This window comes from Alloalcanivorax marinus, from assembly GCF_016785095.1.
GTDB lineage: Bacteria > Pseudomonadota > Gammaproteobacteria > Pseudomonadales > Alcanivoracaceae > Alloalcanivorax > Alloalcanivorax marinus_A.
Genome location: NZ_JAEKJB010000008.1, coordinates 24,064 through 41,515, shown reverse-complemented (window position 1 = coordinate 41,515; position 17,452 = coordinate 24,064). Strand labels below are relative to the sequence as shown.

The following is a 17,452-nucleotide window of genomic DNA, read 5'->3' as shown; positions in this document are numbered from 1 at the left end:
GGTCAGTGGTCGCGCTGGTCGCGGTCCGGATGATGATCGGGGGTGCGCCAGAGCCGCTCCAGATCGTAGAACTCGCGGGTGGCGGGCAGCATCAGATGGACGATCACATCGCCCAGATCCACCAGAATCCACTCGGCGCCGCGTTCACCTTCGGTGCCCAGGGGGCGGTAGCCGGCGTCCTTGGCTTTCTCCATGACGTTGTCGGCTAGTGCCTTGACGTGGCGGCTGGAGGTGCCGCTGGCGATCACCATGTCGTCGGCCACGCTGGTCAGGGCGCGCACGTCCAGGCTGGCGATGTTCTTGGCTTTCAGTTCCTCCAGTGCGTCGAGCACCAGATCCAGCAGAGGGGGTTGAGAACTCATGGGGCCTCGTTGTGTGCGTGCACGGAATTGTCGGTGTTGGCCGACGCATTATACAGCCCATGGCGGCGGATATGGGCGAGCACCGCCGCCGGCAGTTGCGGGCAGGGGCCGCCGGCGCGCAGCGCGCGGCGGATGTCGGTGGCGGCCACGTCCAGTACCGGGCGTTCCAGCATCAGGCGGCGGCCCGCCGGTCGCCGGCGCAGCAAGGCGGCGCCGGCGGCGGGGAAGGCCCGTTGAACCCTGAGCGGCGCCTTGGCGGCGCCGGGGCGGGGTACCACGGCCAGGTGGCAAAGGGCGGCGTATTCCCGCCAACGGTGCCATTGGTCCAGGTTGGCGAAGCTGTCCGCGCCGACCACGAACACCAGCGGCCGGTGGCCGATCAGGCGACGGAAGTGCTTGAGAGTGGCCAGGGTGAACGACGGCCTGCCGTCGGGGTGGCGCAGCTCCCAGTCGTCGGCGACCAGGCGCGGATAGCCGGTGCAGGCGTGACGCACCATGGCCAGGCGCTGGGCGCCGTCGGCGCGGGGCTGGGGCCGGTGCGGCGGCACCGCGTTGGGCAACAGATGCACCGGGGCGTCCCCCAGCGCCCGCGACACCGCCAGGGCGGCGCGCACGTGGGCACGGTGGATCGGGTCGAAGGTGCCGCCGAACAGAATGAGGGGCTGGACGCTGGACGCCGGACGTTGGACGCTAAGCACCGGGCCTCCCGGTTTTCAGCGTCCAACGTCCGGCGTCCGTCGTCCGGCGTGTTGGCAAGGCTCGATCGTTCAGAGCAGGCTCCCGCTATTGCCGCACATGGCCATCGCCGAACACCACCCATTTCTGGCTGGTCAGGCCTTCCAGGCCCACCGGGCCGCGCGCGTGCAGTTTGTCGGTGGAGATGCCGATTTCCGCGCCCAGCCCGTATTCGAAGCCGTCGGCGAAGCGGGTGGAGGCGTTCACCATCACTGAACTGGAGTCCACCTCCGCCAGGAAGCGGCGGGCGCGGCTGTAGTTCTCGGTGATGATGGATTCGGTATGCCCGGAGCTGTAGCGATGGATGTGATCCATGGCCTGGTCCAGGTCGTCCACCACCTTGATCGCCAGCAGCGGTGCCAGGTATTCCTCTTCCCAGTCGCTCTCGGAGGCTTCGGCCACCTCATCGCCGAGCAGCTTGCGGGTGCGTTCGCAGCCACGCAGTTCGACACCGGCCTGGCGGTAGTGATCGGCCAGCTCCGGCAGTACCCGTTCGGCGATGCCGGCGTGCACCAGCAGCGTTTCCAGGGTGTTGCAGGTGCCGTAGCGCTGGGTCTTGGCGTTGTAGGCCACTTTCACCGCCTTGGCCGGATCGGCGTCCGCGTCGATGTAGACATGGCAGTTGCCGTCCAGGTGCTTGATCACCGGCACGCGGGCATCCTTGCTGATGCGCTCGATCAGGCCCTTGCCGCCACGGGGCACGATCACGTCCACGAACTCGGGATGGCTGATCAACTCGCCCACGGCGGCCCGATCGGTGGTCTCGATCACCTGTACGGCGGTATCGGGCAGGCCGGCTTCACGCAGGCCGGCACGCAGGCACTCGGCGATCGCCTGATTGGAGTCGATGGCTTCGGAACCGCCACGCAGAATGGCCGCGTTGCCGGATTTCAGGCACAGGGCGGCGGCGTCGATGGTCACGTTGGGGCGGGATTCATAGATGATGCCGATCACGCCCAGGGGCACGCGCATCTTGCCCACCTGGATGCCGCTGGGGCGGTAGCTGAGATCGGTGATGGCGCCCACCGGGTCGGCCAGGGCGATGACCTGCTCCAGGCCTTCCACCATGCCGTCGAAGCGCGCCGGGGTCAGTTCCAGACGATCCAGCAGCGCCGGCTCCAGGCCATTGTCCCGACCGCGCTCCAGATCGCGCTGATTGGCGTCGAGAATGGCGCTGCGGTGGGCGCGCAGGGCGCCGGCGATGGCGCCCAACGCGGCGTTTTTCTCACCGGTGGTGGCCCGGGCCATGGCCCGGGAAGCGGCGCGGGCCTGCCGGCCCACGTCGGCCATGTACTGCTGGATATCCATGTGAAACGCCTGTTGGGAAACGAAAAGGCGCATTATACGGGGTTCCGGGCGGGCCGCGAAACAGCCCTGGCGCGCGGGAAAAAGGTTCATCGCGTTTTAGCGTGAAGTCGATGCGAGACGCCTTTAGCCGGGACGCGGATCTGCGTGGGTGCCTTCCGGGATCGCTCAAGCCGTCCCCGGGCGCTCCCGTTTTTGGCATCCCTGCCAAAAAGGGTCCCGGAAGGGCGTCGCGCCCCGGCTGGAGGGAAAATTCCCGCTCAACCGCGATGGCCCGAAGAAACTGGCGTTGGGAATCAGACCGCCTCGGCCTCCAGAATCCGCACCATGGGCGTGCCCCGGGTGCGCGGGATCGGCAGGGTGCCGTAGTAATCCGCCGGATCGTGCACGGTCAGCGTGGCGAAGCCCTGCTCGCGAAAGTGCGCCCCGGTGGCCCGGTCGGAGTCGAAATGGAAAGCCACATTGCTGCGCGACAGGGCGCCCAGCATCCCGCCGAGGGTCTTCAGGGTGCGGTGGAAGCGCATGTTGGCGTACAGCGGGTAGTTGTCGGTCAGGTAGACGCCGCGCGGAAACGCCTTCAGGCCCTCGGCGAGCCGCGCCCAGAACGGGCTGATGGTGGCCAGATCGAAGTAGTTGATCAGCCCTTCGGTGATGACCGCCACCGGCCTGGCCGGGTCCAGGCGGCCAAGCAGGGCGCTGACGCTGTCGTCGCCTTCCTCCACCAGAATATTCACCGTCTCCACCCGGTGCCGCTCGCCGAGCACGCCGTGGCGGGCCAGCAGGCGGCGTTTGCGGCGCGCCATGTCGGGCAGATCCGCCTCCACGTAGTCGATGCCCGGATGGCGCGCGCGCAGGCGTTTGCCGCGAGGGCTCAGCCCGCAGGCGATCTCCAGGATCTGCAGGTCCGGGTGGGCTTCGATCAGGGCCTCCAGCCGCGCATCGATGAGGTGATGGCGCTGCAGCAGGAAGGTGCGGATATTGCCGCCCAGCAGCCGTTTGCCCACCGCTTCGAACGGCGTCAGGGCGCCATACAGCAACGCTCCCGCCGGCGTGTGGAAGCCCGGTTCGGAGAGGCCGTGGCGCACCCACACCTGACCGGTGTAGAGGGCGGTGAAGCTGATCGAGGAGGTATCCAGACGTTGCGGCATGAGGGCTCCCTGCGCGGCAATGAACATTCCGGCACCCTAGCAAAGCCCCCGGCTCCGCGCGGGCCAATAAGCCGCGCCCCTTGCTTCTCCGCCGGCATGGGGTGGGCCCTCCATCAGGGCCGCGTCCCGCGCGGCTTCATGGAACGGTGTAGGAGCGACTTCAGCCTTTGATCGCGACTGAAGTCGCTCCTACAGTCGTTCCTACAAGGGAAGGGGATCCCCCTCAGCGGCTAACGGTTCCGTGGCCGGATGTGGGTTACTTTTCCAGGATGGCGGGCAGCGGCTGGCCGCACAGGCGCAGGATCAGGCCGGCCAGGAATTGCCAGGGGTCGCCGGGGCCCATGCCCTTGATGGCCTGGTCGGCGCGGATCGCCAGGGCCTGGGCGCGGTGCAGCTGGCGCGGTGGCAACTGGCGGGCGCGGGCTTCCAGGGCGCGCAGGCGCTGGGGCGGCATGCGCGGCGGCTGGCCGCCGGTGGCGAGGGCGTCCAGGGCGCGGATGTCGCGGCCCAGGGCCCACAGGATCACCGGTGCTTCCACGCCCTCGGCGCGCAGGGTGCGCAGAATGCGCAGGGCGCGGCGGGCGTCGCCTTGGCCGGTGGCGTCGGTGAGGTCGAAGGGGGTGTAGCGGCTGGAGTCGCCCACCGCCTGTTGCACGGTGTCCACCGCCACCCGGCCGTCCTCGGCGAGCAGGGCGAGTTTGTCCACTTCCTGGGCGGCGGCCAGCAGGTTGCCCTCGCTGCGTTCGATCAGCAGCGCCAGGGCATCGTCGTCGATGCTCAGGCCGCGACCGGCCAGGCGGTCACGCAGCCAGTGCTGCAACTGCTTGCCTTCCACCGGCCAGATTTCCAGTACCGCGCCGACTTTCTCCAGGGCCTTCACCCAGGCGCTGTTCCAGTCCTTGCGGCGGTCCAGTCGCGAGCAGCGGATCAGCAGCAGGGTGTCCGGGGAGGGCTGCGCCAGCAGGTCGCGGATGATCTGGCTGCCGGTCTTGTCCGGCCGTTTCTCGCCGAGTACCAGCTCGAGAATGCGGCGCCCGCCGAACAGGCTCATGCTTTGTGCTTCGTTGATCAGGGCGTTCCAGTCGATGCCGGTGTCGGCGCTGAAGCGCTGACGTTCGTCGAAGCCCTGTTCGCGGGCGGCGGCGCGCACCGCGTCCATGGCCTCGTCCTGCTGCAAGGGTTCGTCGCCGGCGATCAGATAGACCGGCAGCAGGTCGCCTTGAAGATGCTTGGCCAGTTGGTCGATGCGCAGACGCATGGATCAGTGCTCGATCTTGCGGGAGGCGTTGGCGAGCTGGTTGATCAGCCGGTAGCTGATGTCCTCGAACAGGTCGGTGCGCACCAGGTCCTCCTCGTCGGAGGTGGCGGTGACGTTGTCCGGAGAATAGGCGAAGCTGCGGATGGCGGCGATGCGGCGCGGCGGATTGAGCATGGCGCCGGTGTCGCGGTCGATCAGCTGCCAGGTGATCTCGTAGCGCAGCTCGCGCTCGGCGGCGCGGCCCCGGTCGTCCACGGCGGCGGTGCGGCGATCCCAGCGCTCATCGAGGATTTTGATCACGTAGGGCGCCTCGCCGTGTACCAGCACGCCGGCGGGTTCCAACTGATCCTCCAGGGTGTAGCGCAGCCGCGCGCTGGCGCCGTTCACGGTGACGCTTTCCAGGTTGGGCACCGAGGTCTGGCCGCGCAGTTGCCAGCCGGAACAGGCGCTCAGCAGCACAGCGGCGAGCAGAACGGGAAGCGCGGAGCGAAGCGTCATGTCAGTTGGCCACGATGTTGACGAGTTTGCCGGGAATCACGATTACCTTGCGCACCGTCTTGCCTTCGGTGAAGCGCTGCACATTGGGTTCTTCCCGGGCCAGTTGTTCCAGGGTGCCCTTGTCGGCGTCGGCGGGTACGTCCAGCTTGGCGCGCACCTTGCCGTTGACCTGCACCACCAGCTCGATGGTGTCCTTGACCAGGGCGCTTTCGTCCACCTCCGGCCAGGGCGCGTCCACCGCCGGCTGATCGTGGCCCAGCTCGGCCCACAGGGCGTGGGCGGCATGGGGGACGATCGGCGAAAGCAGCAGCACCGCCGCTTCCAGGGCTTCCTGGAGCGCCGCCCGACCGCCGTCGTCGGCGGGCTCGAAGCGGCTGATTTCGTTGCACAGTTCCATCACCGCCGCGATGGCGGTGTTGAAGGTGTAGCGGCGGCTCAGATCGTCGCTGACCTTCTGAATGGTTTCATGGGTCTTGCGGCGCAGGGTCTTGCCGGCATCGTCCAGGGCGCCCGGTTCCAGCGCCGGAGCGGTGCCGGCTTCCACATGCTCGGCGACCAACCGCCAAAGGCGCTTGAGGAAGCGGTGGGCGCCTTCCACGCCGGCGTCGTTCCATTCCAGGGATTGTTCCGGTGGCGCCGCGAACATCATGAACAGGCGCACGGTGTCGGCGCCGAATTCCTCGATCATCGCCTGCGGGTCCACGGTATTGCCCTTGGACTTGGACATCTTGGCGCCGTCCTTGAGCACCATGCCCTGGCACAGCAGGCGCTTGAACGGCTCGTCGGAGTCCACCAGGCCGGCGTCGCGCAACAGCTTGTGGAAGAAACGGGAATACAGCAGGTGCAGGATGGCGTGTTCGATGCCGCCCACGTACTGGTCCACCGGCAGCCAGTAGTTGGCGCGCTCCGGGTCGAGCATGGCGGTATCGTCGTCCGGGCAGGTAAAGCGGGCCGCGTACCAGCTTGATTCCATGAAGGTATCGAAGGTGTCGGTTTCGCGCAGGGCGGGCTGGCCGTTGTACTCGGTCTTCGCCCACTCCGGGTCCGCCTTGATCGGCGAGGTGACACCGTCCATTTGCACGTCCTCGGGCAGCACCACCGGCAGCTGGTCCTCGGGCACCGGCACCTGGGTGCCATCCTCCAGGGTCAGCATGGGGATCGGCGCGCCCCAGTAGCGCTGGCGGGAAACGCCCCAGTCGCGCAGACGATAGTTCACCTTCTTCTCGCCCAGGCCGCGCTCCGCCAGCCAGGCGGCGATGGCGTCAAACGCCTGGGCGGAGGTGAGCCCGTCGAATTCGCCGCTGTTGACCAGTTTGCCCTTGGCGGTGAACGCCTCGTTGGTCAGATCAATGGTCTCGTCCCCGGCGGGCTCGATCACCTGCTTGATCGGCAGATCGTATTTTTGCGCGAACTCGAAATCGCGCTGGTCGTGGGCGGGCACCGCCATCACCGCGCCGGAGCCGTAGTCCATCAGCACGAAGTTGGCGATCCATACCGGCACTTCCTCGCCGCTGATCGGATGGATCGCGTAACGGCCGGTGAATACACCTTTCTTCTCCATGGTGGCGAGATCCGCCTCGGCCACCTTGGTGTGGGTGCATTCCTCGATAAAGGCGGCGATCCCGGGGTTGTCCCCGGCGGCCTGTTGGGCCACCGGGTGCTGGGCGGCCACCGCCACATAGCTGACCCCCATCAGGGTGTCCGGGCGGGTGGTGTAGACGCTCAGCGCCTGGTCGCCGTCTTTCAGGGCGTCCTTTAATGCAAAGTCCAGCTGCACGCCCTCGGAGCGGCCGATCCAGTTGCGCTGCATGGTCTTGACCTGTTCCGGCCAGCCGTCCAACTGATCCAGGTCTTCCAGCAGTTCATCCGCGTAGGCGGTGATCCTGACGAACCACTGCGGGATGTCCTTGCGCTCCACCAGGGCGCCGGAACGCCAGCCGCGCCCGTCGATGACCTGTTCGTTGGCCAGCACGGTCTGGTCCACCGGGTCCCAGTTCACCGTGGACATCTTCTTGTAGACCAGGCCCTTCTCGTACAGCTTGGTGAAGAACCACTGCTCCCAGCGGTAATACTCCGGGGTGCAGGTGGCCAGCTCGCGGCTCCAGTCGTAGCCGAAGCCCAGCTGTTTGAGCTGGCCCTTCATGTACTTGATGTTTTCGTAGGTCCAGTAGGCCGGGGCGCTCTTGTTCTTCACCGCCGCGTTTTCCGCCGGCAGGCCGAAGGCGTCCCAGCCCATGGGCTGCAGCACGTTCTTGCCGAGCATGCGCTGGTAGCGGCTGATCACGTCGCCGATGGTGTAGTTACGCACATGGCCCATATGCAGCCGGCCGGAGGGGTAGGGGAACATGCTCAGGCAATAGAACTTCTCCTTGCCGGGCTGCTCGGTGGCCTTGAAGCTGCCGGATTCTTCCCAGTGCTTCCGGGCTTCATCTTCTACCTTCTTGGGCTGATACTGTGCGTCCATCGGTTCTCTATGAGTCGGGTGAGGAATGAGTCGGGTGAGGAAAGCCCCATAGGATACATGAGCGAACGGCGGGCAGACAGCGGATGCGCGGCATGTTGATCACGGCGGTGGCCGGGGTGGTGCTGGTGGCGGCCACCCTGCCGGCGGTGGTGCGCCAGTTCTACCCTCCGGCGCCGGCGCCGCTGGCGCACGGCGCGCCCGCCGTGGTGGTGGTGCTGGGCGCCGGCCGGCAACGCCATGGCAATGGTTACCGGCTCACCGCCACCGGCCTGCGGCGCCTGCATCGGGGCGTGGAGGAAGCCCGGCGGCGGGATTTGCCGCTGCTGCTCAGTGGCGGCGCCGAGGACCACGCGCCCCGCGACCCGGACAATTCCGAGGCCGGGCTGATGGCGGTGGAGGCCCGGCGGCTGTGGCCGGGGGCCCGCATCGAGATCGAGCCGGGCAGCCGCAGCACCTGGGAGAACGCGGTGAACAGCGCCGCGCAACTGCGCCGGCGGGGCATCGACACGGTGTTGCTGGTCACCGACCGGGTGCACCAGCCCCGGGCCCTGCTCAGTTTCCGCCGCCAGGGGCTGAAGGCGATACCGGCGCCGGTGGATACCCTGCCCGAGGCCGCCTGGCTGCCCTCCGCCGGGGCGCTGGCGGAGGTGCCGGTGATCTGGCGGGAGTGGGCGGCGCTGATCTGGTACCGGTTGCGTTATTTTTAGGGGCTGGCGGGCAAAGGGCGCATCGCGCCAGCGGCGCGCGTGGTTTCCGGGTCCAGCGTCTCCAGCGCCTGGTAATGACTGAGAAACACCTTCCCCGTTAGGCGCGCAAGGAAATCGCTGCGCTGCAGCTGATCCATCACCGGCCCCTTCACCTCGGACAAATGCAGGGTGAGGCCGGCGTCCGCCAGGCGCCGGTTGAGGGTTTCCAGGCTGTCCAGGGCGCTGGCGTCGATGTGGTTGATCGCCGAGCACAACAGCACCACGTGGCGCTGGCCGGCGCGGTTGAGCGCCGCGTCGTAGATGGCGTCCTCGGTGCGCCGGGCATTGGCGAAGTAGAGCGATTCATCCACCCGGATCGACAGCACCCGGGGTGAGGTGACCACCCGGTGCCGGCGTACATTGCGGAAATGCTCGGTGCCCGGCATTTGCCCCAGCTCCGCCATGTGCGGCTGGCTGGTGCGCCACAGGTGCAGCCCCAGGGCCGCCGCCACGCCGGCGATGACGCCGGTTTCCACCCCCGCCGCCAGCACCCCGACCAGGGTGATCAGCATGGCGGCGAAATCCGCCTTCGAGTAGCGCCAGGCCCGTACCAGGGCTGGCAGGTCCACCAGGGTGAGCACCGCCACGATGATGGTGGCCGCCAGGGTGGCCTTGGGCAGGTAATGGAACCAGGGGGTGAAAAACAGGGCGGTCAGGGCGATGCCGCCGGCGGTGAACACCCCGGCCAGGGGGGTGCGGGCGCCGGCGTCGAAATTGACCACCGAGCGGGAGAAACCGCCGGTGACCGGGATGCCGCCGCTGACCCCGGAGGCCAGGTTGGCGGCGCCCAGGCCGATCAGCTCGGCGTTGGAGTCGATGCGCTGGCGGCGCTTGGCGGCCAGGGTCTGGGCCACGGACACCGATTCCACGAAGCCGATCAGGCTGATCAGCAGGGCCGGCAGCCACAGCTGGCCGATCAGGCCGGCGTCGAACGCCGGCAGGGTCGGTGCCGGCAGGCCGCCGGGGACCTCGCCGACGATCGCCACGCCCTGGTTCGCCAGCCCGCCCGGGCCCGCCGCCAGGGCGGTGCCGATCACCGCCACCACCGGGCCGGCCTTGGCCAGCAGCTCCGCCAGCCAGGTGGGCAGGGCGGTGCGTGCCAGCAGGCGTTTGAGCGGCCCGCGCGCCCACATCAGGAACAGTACGGCGGCGCCGCCCACCAGGGCGGTAGCCGGGTTGAACGCCTGGAAATGTCCGGCGGCGGAGGCCGCCAGTTGCCACAGGGTGTCGCCGTGCAGGGGAATGCCGAGCAGGTGTTTGAGCTGGCTGGCGGCGATCAGAATGCCGGAGGCGGTGATGAACCCGCTGATCACCGAATGACTGAGCAGGTTGGCCACCCAGCCCAGGCGCAGCAGGCCCATGACCACCAGCATGACACCGGACAGCAGCGCCAGTATCACGGTGGCGGTCAGGTACAGGTCGGCGTCGCCGCCGGCCACCTGACCCGCCGCCGCCGCGGTCATCAGCGACACCACCGCCACCGGGCCCACCGCCAGGGTGCGGCTGGAGCCGAACAGGGCGTAAGCCACCAGCGGCAGGATGCTGGCGTACAGCCCCACCTGGGGTGGCACCCCGGCAAGCAGAGCGTAGGCCAGGCTCTGCGGGATCAGCATGATGGTGACGATCAGTGCCGCCATGCCGTCGGCGGCGGCGTCCTCGCGGCCATAGCCCCGCAGCCAGACGGCGGCGGGCAGCCATCGGGTCAGGCTCATTCGCGCAACTGCCGGGCCCGTTCCCACAGTTTGCCGCAGCGGTTGCCGGTGCGGCAGAAGGCCAGCACCGGGCCTGGCTGCCGGTCCACCAGCTCGGCGAAGCGGCGCGCGTCCTGGTCGTCGATCTCGCTGGCCACCACCGGCTGGTAGTGATAAGTCAGGCCGGCTTCCCGGGCCGCCCGTTCCATGGTGAGGTGGTCCGGCTGGTCCTCGGCTTCGCCGTCCGGACGGTTGTTGATGACCACGCGGAACCCGGCCCGGGCCAGGTCCGCCAGGTCGTCGGGGCGCAACTGCGGTGCCACCGCCAGATCAGGGGTGAGTTGGGTGTAATCGGCCATTGAGGCTCCCGGAGTCAGAGTACGTTAAGAGGGATTTTCAGGTAACGGGTGCCGTTGCTTTCCGCCGGCGGCAGATGGCCGGCGCGCATGTTGACCTGCACCGAGGGAAGAATAAGGCGCGGCATGCCCAGGGTGGCATCCCGTTTTTCGCGCATGGCCACGAACTCCGCCTCGCTGACGCCTTCATGCACATGGATGTTGTGGCGGCGCTGTTCGCCCACGGTGGTCTGCCAGTGAAATTCCTGGCGGCCATCGGGCAGGTAGTCGTGGCACAGAAACATGCGGGTGTCGTCAGGCAGTGCCAGCAGTTTCTGGATCGAGCGATACAGGGTGCGGGCGTCGCCGCCGGGGAAGTCGCAGCGGGCGGTGCCGTAGTCCGGCATGAACAGGGTGTCGCCGACGAACACGGCATCGCCGATCAGATGGCTCATGCAGGCCGGGGTATGACCGGGCGTGTGCAGGGCGCGGCAGGTCAGGTTGCCGAGCCGGTATTCGTCACCGTCGTGGAACAAATGGTCGAACTGGCTGCCGTCGCGCTGGAAGTCGGAATCCGCGTTGAATACCTTGCCGAAGGTGTCCTGCACGGTGCGGATCTGGTCGCCGATGGCCAGCTTGCCGCCCACCTGTTCCTGGATCCAGGGAGCCGCGGACAGGTGGTCGGCGTGCACATGGGTTTCCAGCAACCATTCCACGGTCAGCTCCCGGGCGCACACGAAATCCACCAGGCGCTGGGCACCTTCGTGGCTGGTGCGACCGGAATGGGGGTCGTAGTCGAGCACCGAGTCGACGATGGCGCAATGGTGGGTTTCCGGATCGATCACCACATAGCTCACCGTATTGGTGTCGGTGTCGAAGAAACTTTCGACCTGTGGGCGGGACGCTTGTGTGCTCATGACGGGCCTCCAGGGGTGGTCGCGGCCGCGCCCGGATGGCGCCGGCCGGACTCTGTTTATAGAGCTCCGCCGGCGGGAAGTCAAATTAAGTTATAAGCATATAGCTAAATAATATATAAGTCCCGGGCTGATTATAAGCCGCCGGTTATGAGCGCGGTCACGGTCGTGGCAAGGTATCCAGCAGGGAGCGTGCCCGCCGGCCCCGGCCCAGCACCACGAAGGCCAGGGCCAGCAGCAGGGAAGGCCAGGCCCCGGCTACCATGAAGGGCGTGTTGCCTTGGCGCGGCTGGTAATCGGCGAGCAGCACATCGCGCTCGAACTGGGGCAGGCGTTCCACCACCCGTCCCTGGGGATCGACCACGGCGGTAATGCCATTGTTGGTGCCGCGTAGCAGCCAGCGCCCGGTTTCCAGGGCGCGCAGGCGGGTCATCTGAAAGTGTTGATGAGGGCCCGCGGAAGTGCCGAACCAGGCATCGTTGCTAATGGTCAGCAGCACGTCGGCGCCGGCGCTGCGTGCCGCCACCAGATCCGGGTACAGAATCTCATAGCAGATAAAAGGCGCGACTTCCTGGCCCAGGGCGTGCAGGTTGGGCTGGCTGGCCCGGCCCGGGGTAAAGCTGGACATGGCCAGATCGAAGAACGGGATCAGCCCGCGCAGCAGATCCTGCATGGGGACGTACTCGCCGAACGGCACCAGCTTCTGTTTGTGATAGACGCCGTTGTCGTGGTGGGTGCCCACCACGGCGATGCTGTTGTGGTAGGTCACCGGCGAGCGCGACTCATCCCGCCAGGGCAGGCCGGTGATCAGAGCGCCGCCCTTGTCCGCCACCGCTTCGCCCTCACTGTCGACGAATCCCTTGATGTCCTGATAGAACTCGATCATCGCCGACTCCGGCCAGATCACCAGGGTGCCCTCGGGCAGGCCGTCGGTCAGCCCGGCATAGATGTCCCGGGTTTCCCCGCGCATGGTCGCCAGCCATTTCAGATCCTGGGGAATGTTGCCCTGCACCAGGGCCACCGGCTGGCGCTCGCCGGACGGTCGGGTGAACTCCAACTGGCCGCCAATAATGGCCGCCACGACCGCCAACACCGACGCCGCCAGCGGGCCGAGCGCGCGCCCGCGTTGCTCGATCAGCGCCACCGCCGTGGCGGACAGCACCACCGCCGCCAGGGTTACCGCCCAGATGCCCCCCAGCGGCGCCAGCCCGGCCAGCGGCGTATCGACCAGCGCATAGCCGCTGTACAGCCACGGGAAGCCGGTGAGCAACCAGCCGCGCACCCAGTCCAGCAGCAGCCAGGCGCCGGCGAACATCAGGGCGCCGCCCCCCAACCGCCGGGTCAGCCAGAAGGTGACTCCCTGGAACAGGGCCATCAGGGCGGCGAAGGCGCCGGTGAAGGGAATCGCCATCCACAACGGCATGAAGCCGTAGTCGGTCATCGACACATGCAACCAACTGATGCCAAAACCAAACAGCCCCAGACCATAGACCCAGCCGGTAAGCAGCGCGCGGCGCGGCGTCGGCGCCCGGCTCTGGCACCAGTAGGCCAGCGCCAGGCTGACGAACAGCAGCGGCCAGAAACCATAGGGAGCAAAGGCGAGAGGAAACAGAAGCCCGGCGATCAGGGCGAGCAGCAGGTTGAGCATGGGTGTCGGCGGTCCCGGCGCTGGATTCGGTAAGAGGGCATTGCCCGAGGCTAGTGACGCCACGTTATACGCAAATTAAGCGTGTCATGCCACGGGACGATAGCGATGGACGGCTTGCTATTGCTATAGAAAAAATAGATAAAAGGAGCTCTTTCATTACAAAAAACGATTTGCCGGGCCCGTCCCGGTGCCGTCGGGAGACGCCCATGAACCTGAAACAACTGCACGCCCTGGTGGCGGTCTTCGAGGAAGGCAGCTTCTCCGCCGCCGCCCAGCGACTGAATATCGTGCAACCGGCGCTTAGCCAGCAAATCATTGGCCTGGAAAAGGAACTGGAGGTTCAGCTTTTCGAGCGTACCAACCGGGGCGTGGCCTCCACCCGACATGGCCAGCGGCTGGTCAACCATGCCCGCTTGATCCTTCGCCAGATGGAAATCGCCCGTAACGATCTGCGTACTTCACGGGAATCGGAACCGGCCGGTGACGTGATCATCGCTCTGCCGGTCACCGTGACCCCCTTCCTGGGGCCCGGCCTGTTGGCCTGGCTGGAGCGGCACTATCCCAAGATCAACCTTCACATCGTTGAAGGGCTCAGTTCCGAAAGTGGCCATGTGGTGGAGACCGGCAAGGTGGAATTGGGCGTCAGCCCCAACGCCGCGGAGCTGGACGACGTGGAGTCCATACCGGTGCTGCGCGAGTACTTCTATTTGATTGGCGCGCCGAATCTGGTCGGGCCGGAAACCGGTGATATCGACCTGGCCGAAGCCGCGGCCCGGCCGCTGATTCTTGGCGACCGCACACACAATATGCGTCGCGTGATCGATGAGCATGTGGTGGCCGCCGGCGCGCAACTGAACCTGCGTTTCGAACAGAACGGTCCCAAAACACTGACGTCGGTGGTGGACGAAGGCATGGCCTGCATCATTGCCAACCTGCCCATGCCGTTGATGGATAACCGTACCTACCCACGGCAGGCGCGGCGCATTACAAATCCCATGATTCAGAGGCTGATGACCGTGGCCTGGCCCCGCAAGCGGCCCTTGTCGAGACCGGCGGAGAGAGTGCGTGACGGCATGATCCGGTTGATGGTCGAAGCCGCCGAAGCGGGGCATTGGAAGGCCGATGTGGTGCTGCCTCCCGAGCAGGTTTTGGCATTAAAAAATGTGATGCCAGATATCGTGAAATAATATTTTTTTCTCCTGGATGGCCGCCGTACTCTGCGGAAGACGTGGTGGCCGCCTTGGCCTCCGTTAAAAAACCGGGCGTCATGCCCATGGAGAGCAGAATGAGACTAATAAAACACTGCGCCGCCGCCGTCCTGGCGGTGAGCACGCTTTTCACCCTTGTGTTATCCGGTACGGCGCAGGCCGCGGACTGGCCGTCCAAGCCGATTACTCTATTGGTTGGGTTTTCCGCCGGTGGCGGCGCCGATACTCTGGCCAGGCTGATGGCTCACGCGTTGGAAAAAGACCTGGGTCAGCCGGTGGTGGTCGACAATAAAGCCGGCGGTGGTGGCGTGGTAATGGCCACCTTGCTACAGCGGGCGCCCGCGGATGGCTACACCATCGGCTTTACCTCGGATTCCACCTTTGATGCTCTGCCGTTTATCGTGCGCACCGCGTACCAGCCCGACGATTTTGATTATCTGGCCACCGTCACCGAGCTGCAGAATGCCTTGGTGGCCGGCGCCAGCGCGCCGTTTTCCACCTGGGATGAGATGCTGGCCTACGCCCGTGAAGAAGGCGGTCTTACCTTTGGTTCGCTGTCGCCGATTACCACTAAATTCGCCGAGCGCTGGGCGAAGAAGGAAGGCATTAATGTACGTACGGTGCCGATCAAGGGTGGGCGGCAGATTATCACCGACGTGATGGGGCGCCACCTGGATGTGGGTTGGAGCGCCGGGGTCCATCAGGCCTATCTGAACGATAAGGGCGTCAAGGTGATTGTCGGGATGAACGACAAGCGCCTGAGCACTTCGCCGGACGTGCCGACCATTGGCGAGCATGGTTATGGGCGAAGCTATACCAGCTACTTCATGCTGGCGGCCCCCAAGGGAATTCCCTCGCCGGTGCGTGAAAAGTTGTTGGCGGCGATTCGTAAGGCCGCTACGTCGAAAGATGTGGCGAACCTGGCCGAGGAAAAGATGAAATTCCCCAATGTGGTCCTGTCCGCGGAACAGCTCACCCGCTTTATCCAGACGCAAAGCATGGAAAACAAGCGCGAATTTTCCGAACAATAACCGCGCAGTCACGAGGCAACGTTGTCATGAACGCTCGGATCGTGGATCTGTCGGCGGGGGTGCTGGTCACTCTGGCCGGCCTCTTCACCCTGTTCTATCTGATTCCCCAACACATCAGTCCAAGCCTGGGCTTTGGCCTGTCGCCACGGGCGTTTCCCTATCTTTGCGCCGCGGCGATCACGGTGTTGGGCGTGGTGCTGGTGGTCGTCAGCGCCCGGGACCGGGCCCTGGCGGAACGCCCGGCGCCGGTCAGTCGCGCGGCATTGACGCGTCTCGTCGTGGTGCTGGCGGTACTGGTTCTGGTGCTGGCGCTAATGCAGTGGGTCGGCTTTCTCGCGGCGGCCTCGGTGGCGGTGGCGTTGCTGATGCTGTTGATGGGCGAGCGCCGCTGGTTGCCGATCGTGCTGACATCGCTGGGTTGGAGCCTGTTCCTTTGGGTTCTGTTTGATCGCGTGCTGGGCACGCCCCTGCCCTGAGGAGACCACAATGGACACGATACTCGCGGGTTTTTCCGATGCTTTCACGCTGAGCAATGTGTTGTTCGTGTTGCTGGGGATTCTGATCGGGCAACTGTTCGCCGCCGCTCCAGGCGTCGGCTCGCTGATCGCGATCACCATCGCCGTTCCCTATACCTTCTACATGAGCCCGGTGGCGGCGCTGGGCTTTCTGATCGGCATCAACAAGGGCGGCACCATTGGCGGCGCGGTATCGGCGATTCTTATGAACACTCCGGGCTCCCCGGAGGCCACCGCCAGTACCTTCGACGGTTATCCAATGACGCAGCAGGGCAAGGCGCGCAAGGCTCTCAGAGCGGCGCACTTCTCGTCGGTAACCGGCGATACCCTCAGCGATCTGGTGCTGATTTTCGTGGCCGCGCCACTGTCCATGGTGGCCATGAAAATGGGACCACCGGAAATGGCCGCGGTGATTCTGGTGGCACTGGTGATCATCGCCGGCCTGGTGGGTAACTCGATGATCAAGGGGTTGATCGCGGCCTTCCTCGGTTTGTTCATGAGCCTGGTGGGCATGGATCAGAGTACCGCGGCGGAACGGCTGACTTTCGGTATTCCGGAACTGATGGATGGTATCTCCATCACCGCGGCCGGCATCGGCGTATTGGCGTTGGGTGAGATCCTCCGGCAGATCGTATTCTCCGCCAGCCTGCCACGTCTGGACCAGAAGAACAGTGAATCGGTTAAGTCCGGCGAGCCCTTTACCTGGCAGGATTTTCGTACCATCCTGCCGACCATTCTTCGCTCCACCATGATCGGCACCATGATCGGGGCGATTCCCGGAATCGGCTCCAGCGCCGCCGGCTTTCTCGGTTATACCGCCGCCAAGCGTGCCTCGAAAAATCCGGAGCGCTTTGGCAAGGGTGAAATCCGGGGCGTGGCCGCCTCGGAGGCCGCCAACAGTTCAGTGGTCGGGGCGAATTTCATCCCGCTTCTGTCCCTGGGTATCCCGGGTAATGTGGCGGCGGCAATTATTCTTGGCGCCTTTCTGATTCACGGCATCACGCCCGGTCCGCAACTGTTCTCGGAACAGCCGCGACTGATCTACTCCCTGTTCGCGGTAATGTTGATCGGTGATCTGCTCAATCTGATCACTGGTCTTTTCACCATGGGTTTTTTCGCCCGGGTCATTCGCATTCCGCTTACCTACATCATCCCCTGCGTGGTGGTGCTGTGTATCACCGGCGTGATCGTGGCCGACAGCTTGTTCGATGCCTGGCTTTTGATTGCCATGGCGGTGGCCGGTTTCTTCATGCGCATGCTCAACTTTTCGTTTGTTACCTTCATTATCGGCTATGTGCTCGGGCCGATGTTCGAAGAGGCTTTTGGTCAGGCGATGATCATGGCCGATGGTGATCCGCTGTATCTGTTTGAGCGTCCGATTGCCTGCGTGTTTATCCTGCTTGCGGTGGTGGTGCTGGTCAGCCTTTTGCGGCAGCACCGCCGCGCGGGGCGCGCCATGGCGGTGATGAAATAATTTACCCTTTGTCTCCCTAAGGGCTGGCCGGTCTCCAATGACCGGCCTTTTTTTTGAAAAAAATAGTCGATCGATATTTTTTTGTTAAAAAGAAATGTGATGGCGAAAATCATAAAATAA

General features: G+C 65.6%; 16 protein-coding genes. 5 read left to right on the top strand and 11 right to left on the bottom strand.

Annotation, left to right across the window (positions count from 1 at the left end; genetic code table 11):
- Positions 1-2: 2 nt before the first annotated feature.
- The 7 genes from rsfS to leuS form a co-directional block, all read right to left on the bottom strand.
- Complete coding sequence (gene rsfS / locus JF515_RS07150; protein WP_203102531.1) at positions 3-362, bottom strand: ribosome silencing factor; 360 nt, start codon at positions 360-362, stop codon at positions 3-5.
- Entirely contained in the window at positions 359-1,060 is a 702-nt protein-coding gene (gene nadD, locus JF515_RS07145; RefSeq protein WP_203102527.1) for a nicotinate-nucleotide adenylyltransferase, read from the bottom strand. Before nadD ends, rsfS begins: the two co-directional genes overlap by 4 nt.
- Positions 1,061-1,145: 85 nt before the next feature.
- The gene (locus JF515_RS07140; RefSeq protein ID WP_203102526.1) at positions 1,146-2,405 is read right to left on the bottom strand and encodes a glutamate-5-semialdehyde dehydrogenase; all 1,260 of its coding nucleotides are present in this window, start codon (positions 2,403-2,405) and stop codon (positions 1,146-1,148) included.
- 293 nt (positions 2,406-2,698) lie between these two features.
- Entirely contained in the window at positions 2,699-3,550 is an 852-nt protein-coding gene (locus JF515_RS07135) for a class I SAM-dependent methyltransferase (RefSeq protein WP_203102525.1), read from the bottom strand.
- Positions 3,551-3,806: 256 nt separating this feature from the next.
- Positions 3,807-4,808, bottom strand: coding sequence for a DNA polymerase III subunit delta (holA, locus tag JF515_RS07130; protein WP_203102524.1), 1,002 nt, complete (start codon positions 4,806-4,808; stop codon positions 3,807-3,809).
- Between the two features lie 3 nt (positions 4,809-4,811).
- A complete protein-coding gene (gene lptE, locus JF515_RS07125) occupies positions 4,812-5,306 on the bottom strand; it encodes an LPS assembly lipoprotein LptE (protein WP_203102516.1) in 495 nt (164 codons plus the stop codon).
- 1 nt (position 5,307) lies between these two features.
- Positions 5,308-7,770: a leucine--tRNA ligase gene (gene leuS, locus JF515_RS07120; RefSeq protein ID WP_203102514.1), complete on the bottom strand. Its 2,463-nt coding sequence runs from the start codon at positions 7,768-7,770 to the stop codon at positions 5,308-5,310.
- A gap of 92 nt (positions 7,771-7,862) precedes the next feature.
- Here leuS and JF515_RS07115 point away from each other — a divergent pair, with 92 nt between their 5' ends.
- Positions 7,863-8,477 (top strand): YdcF family protein, encoded by a 615-nt coding sequence (locus JF515_RS07115; RefSeq protein ID WP_203102511.1) that lies wholly within the window; start codon positions 7,863-7,865, stop codon positions 8,475-8,477.
- Here JF515_RS07115 and JF515_RS07110 read toward each other — a convergent pair.
- From JF515_RS07110 to lnt, 4 genes are all read right to left on the bottom strand, one after another.
- Entirely contained in the window at positions 8,474-10,228 is a 1,755-nt protein-coding gene (locus JF515_RS07110; protein ID WP_203102510.1) for a SulP family inorganic anion transporter, read from the bottom strand. The two genes, JF515_RS07115 and JF515_RS07110, sit on opposite strands and share 4 nt — an antisense overlap.
- Entirely contained in the window at positions 10,225-10,566 is a 342-nt protein-coding gene (locus tag JF515_RS07105; protein WP_203102508.1) for a TIGR01244 family sulfur transferase, read from the bottom strand. Before JF515_RS07105 ends, JF515_RS07110 begins: the two co-directional genes overlap by 4 nt.
- Before the next feature lie 14 nt (positions 10,567-10,580).
- A complete protein-coding gene (locus JF515_RS07100) occupies positions 10,581-11,459 on the bottom strand; it encodes an MBL fold metallo-hydrolase (protein ID WP_203102506.1) in 879 nt (292 codons plus the stop codon).
- A gap of 157 nt (positions 11,460-11,616) precedes the next feature.
- Positions 11,617-13,104 (bottom strand): apolipoprotein N-acyltransferase, encoded by a 1,488-nt coding sequence (gene lnt / locus JF515_RS07095; protein ID WP_203102504.1) that lies wholly within the window; start codon positions 13,102-13,104, stop codon positions 11,617-11,619.
- A gap of 206 nt (positions 13,105-13,310) precedes the next feature.
- Between lnt and JF515_RS07090 the strand changes: the two genes are divergently transcribed.
- From JF515_RS07090 to JF515_RS07075, 4 genes are all read left to right on the top strand, one after another.
- The gene (locus JF515_RS07090) at positions 13,311-14,291 is read left to right on the top strand and encodes a LysR family transcriptional regulator (protein WP_203102502.1); all 981 of its coding nucleotides are present in this window, start codon (positions 13,311-13,313) and stop codon (positions 14,289-14,291) included.
- 98 nt (positions 14,292-14,389) lie between these two features.
- Positions 14,390-15,343 carry a tripartite tricarboxylate transporter substrate binding protein gene (locus JF515_RS07085; protein WP_203102500.1) on the top strand — a complete coding sequence of 318 codons (954 nt, stop codon included), beginning with the start codon at positions 14,390-14,392 and terminating at the stop codon, positions 15,341-15,343.
- 26 nt (positions 15,344-15,369) lie between these two features.
- Positions 15,370-15,819: a tripartite tricarboxylate transporter TctB family protein gene (locus JF515_RS07080; RefSeq protein WP_203102498.1), complete on the top strand. Its 450-nt coding sequence runs from the start codon at positions 15,370-15,372 to the stop codon at positions 15,817-15,819.
- A gap of 10 nt (positions 15,820-15,829) precedes the next feature.
- Positions 15,830-17,332, top strand: a complete 1,503-nt coding sequence (locus JF515_RS07075) for a tripartite tricarboxylate transporter permease (RefSeq protein ID WP_203102496.1) — start codon at positions 15,830-15,832, stop codon at positions 17,330-17,332.
- Positions 17,333-17,452: the final 120 nt, after the last annotated feature.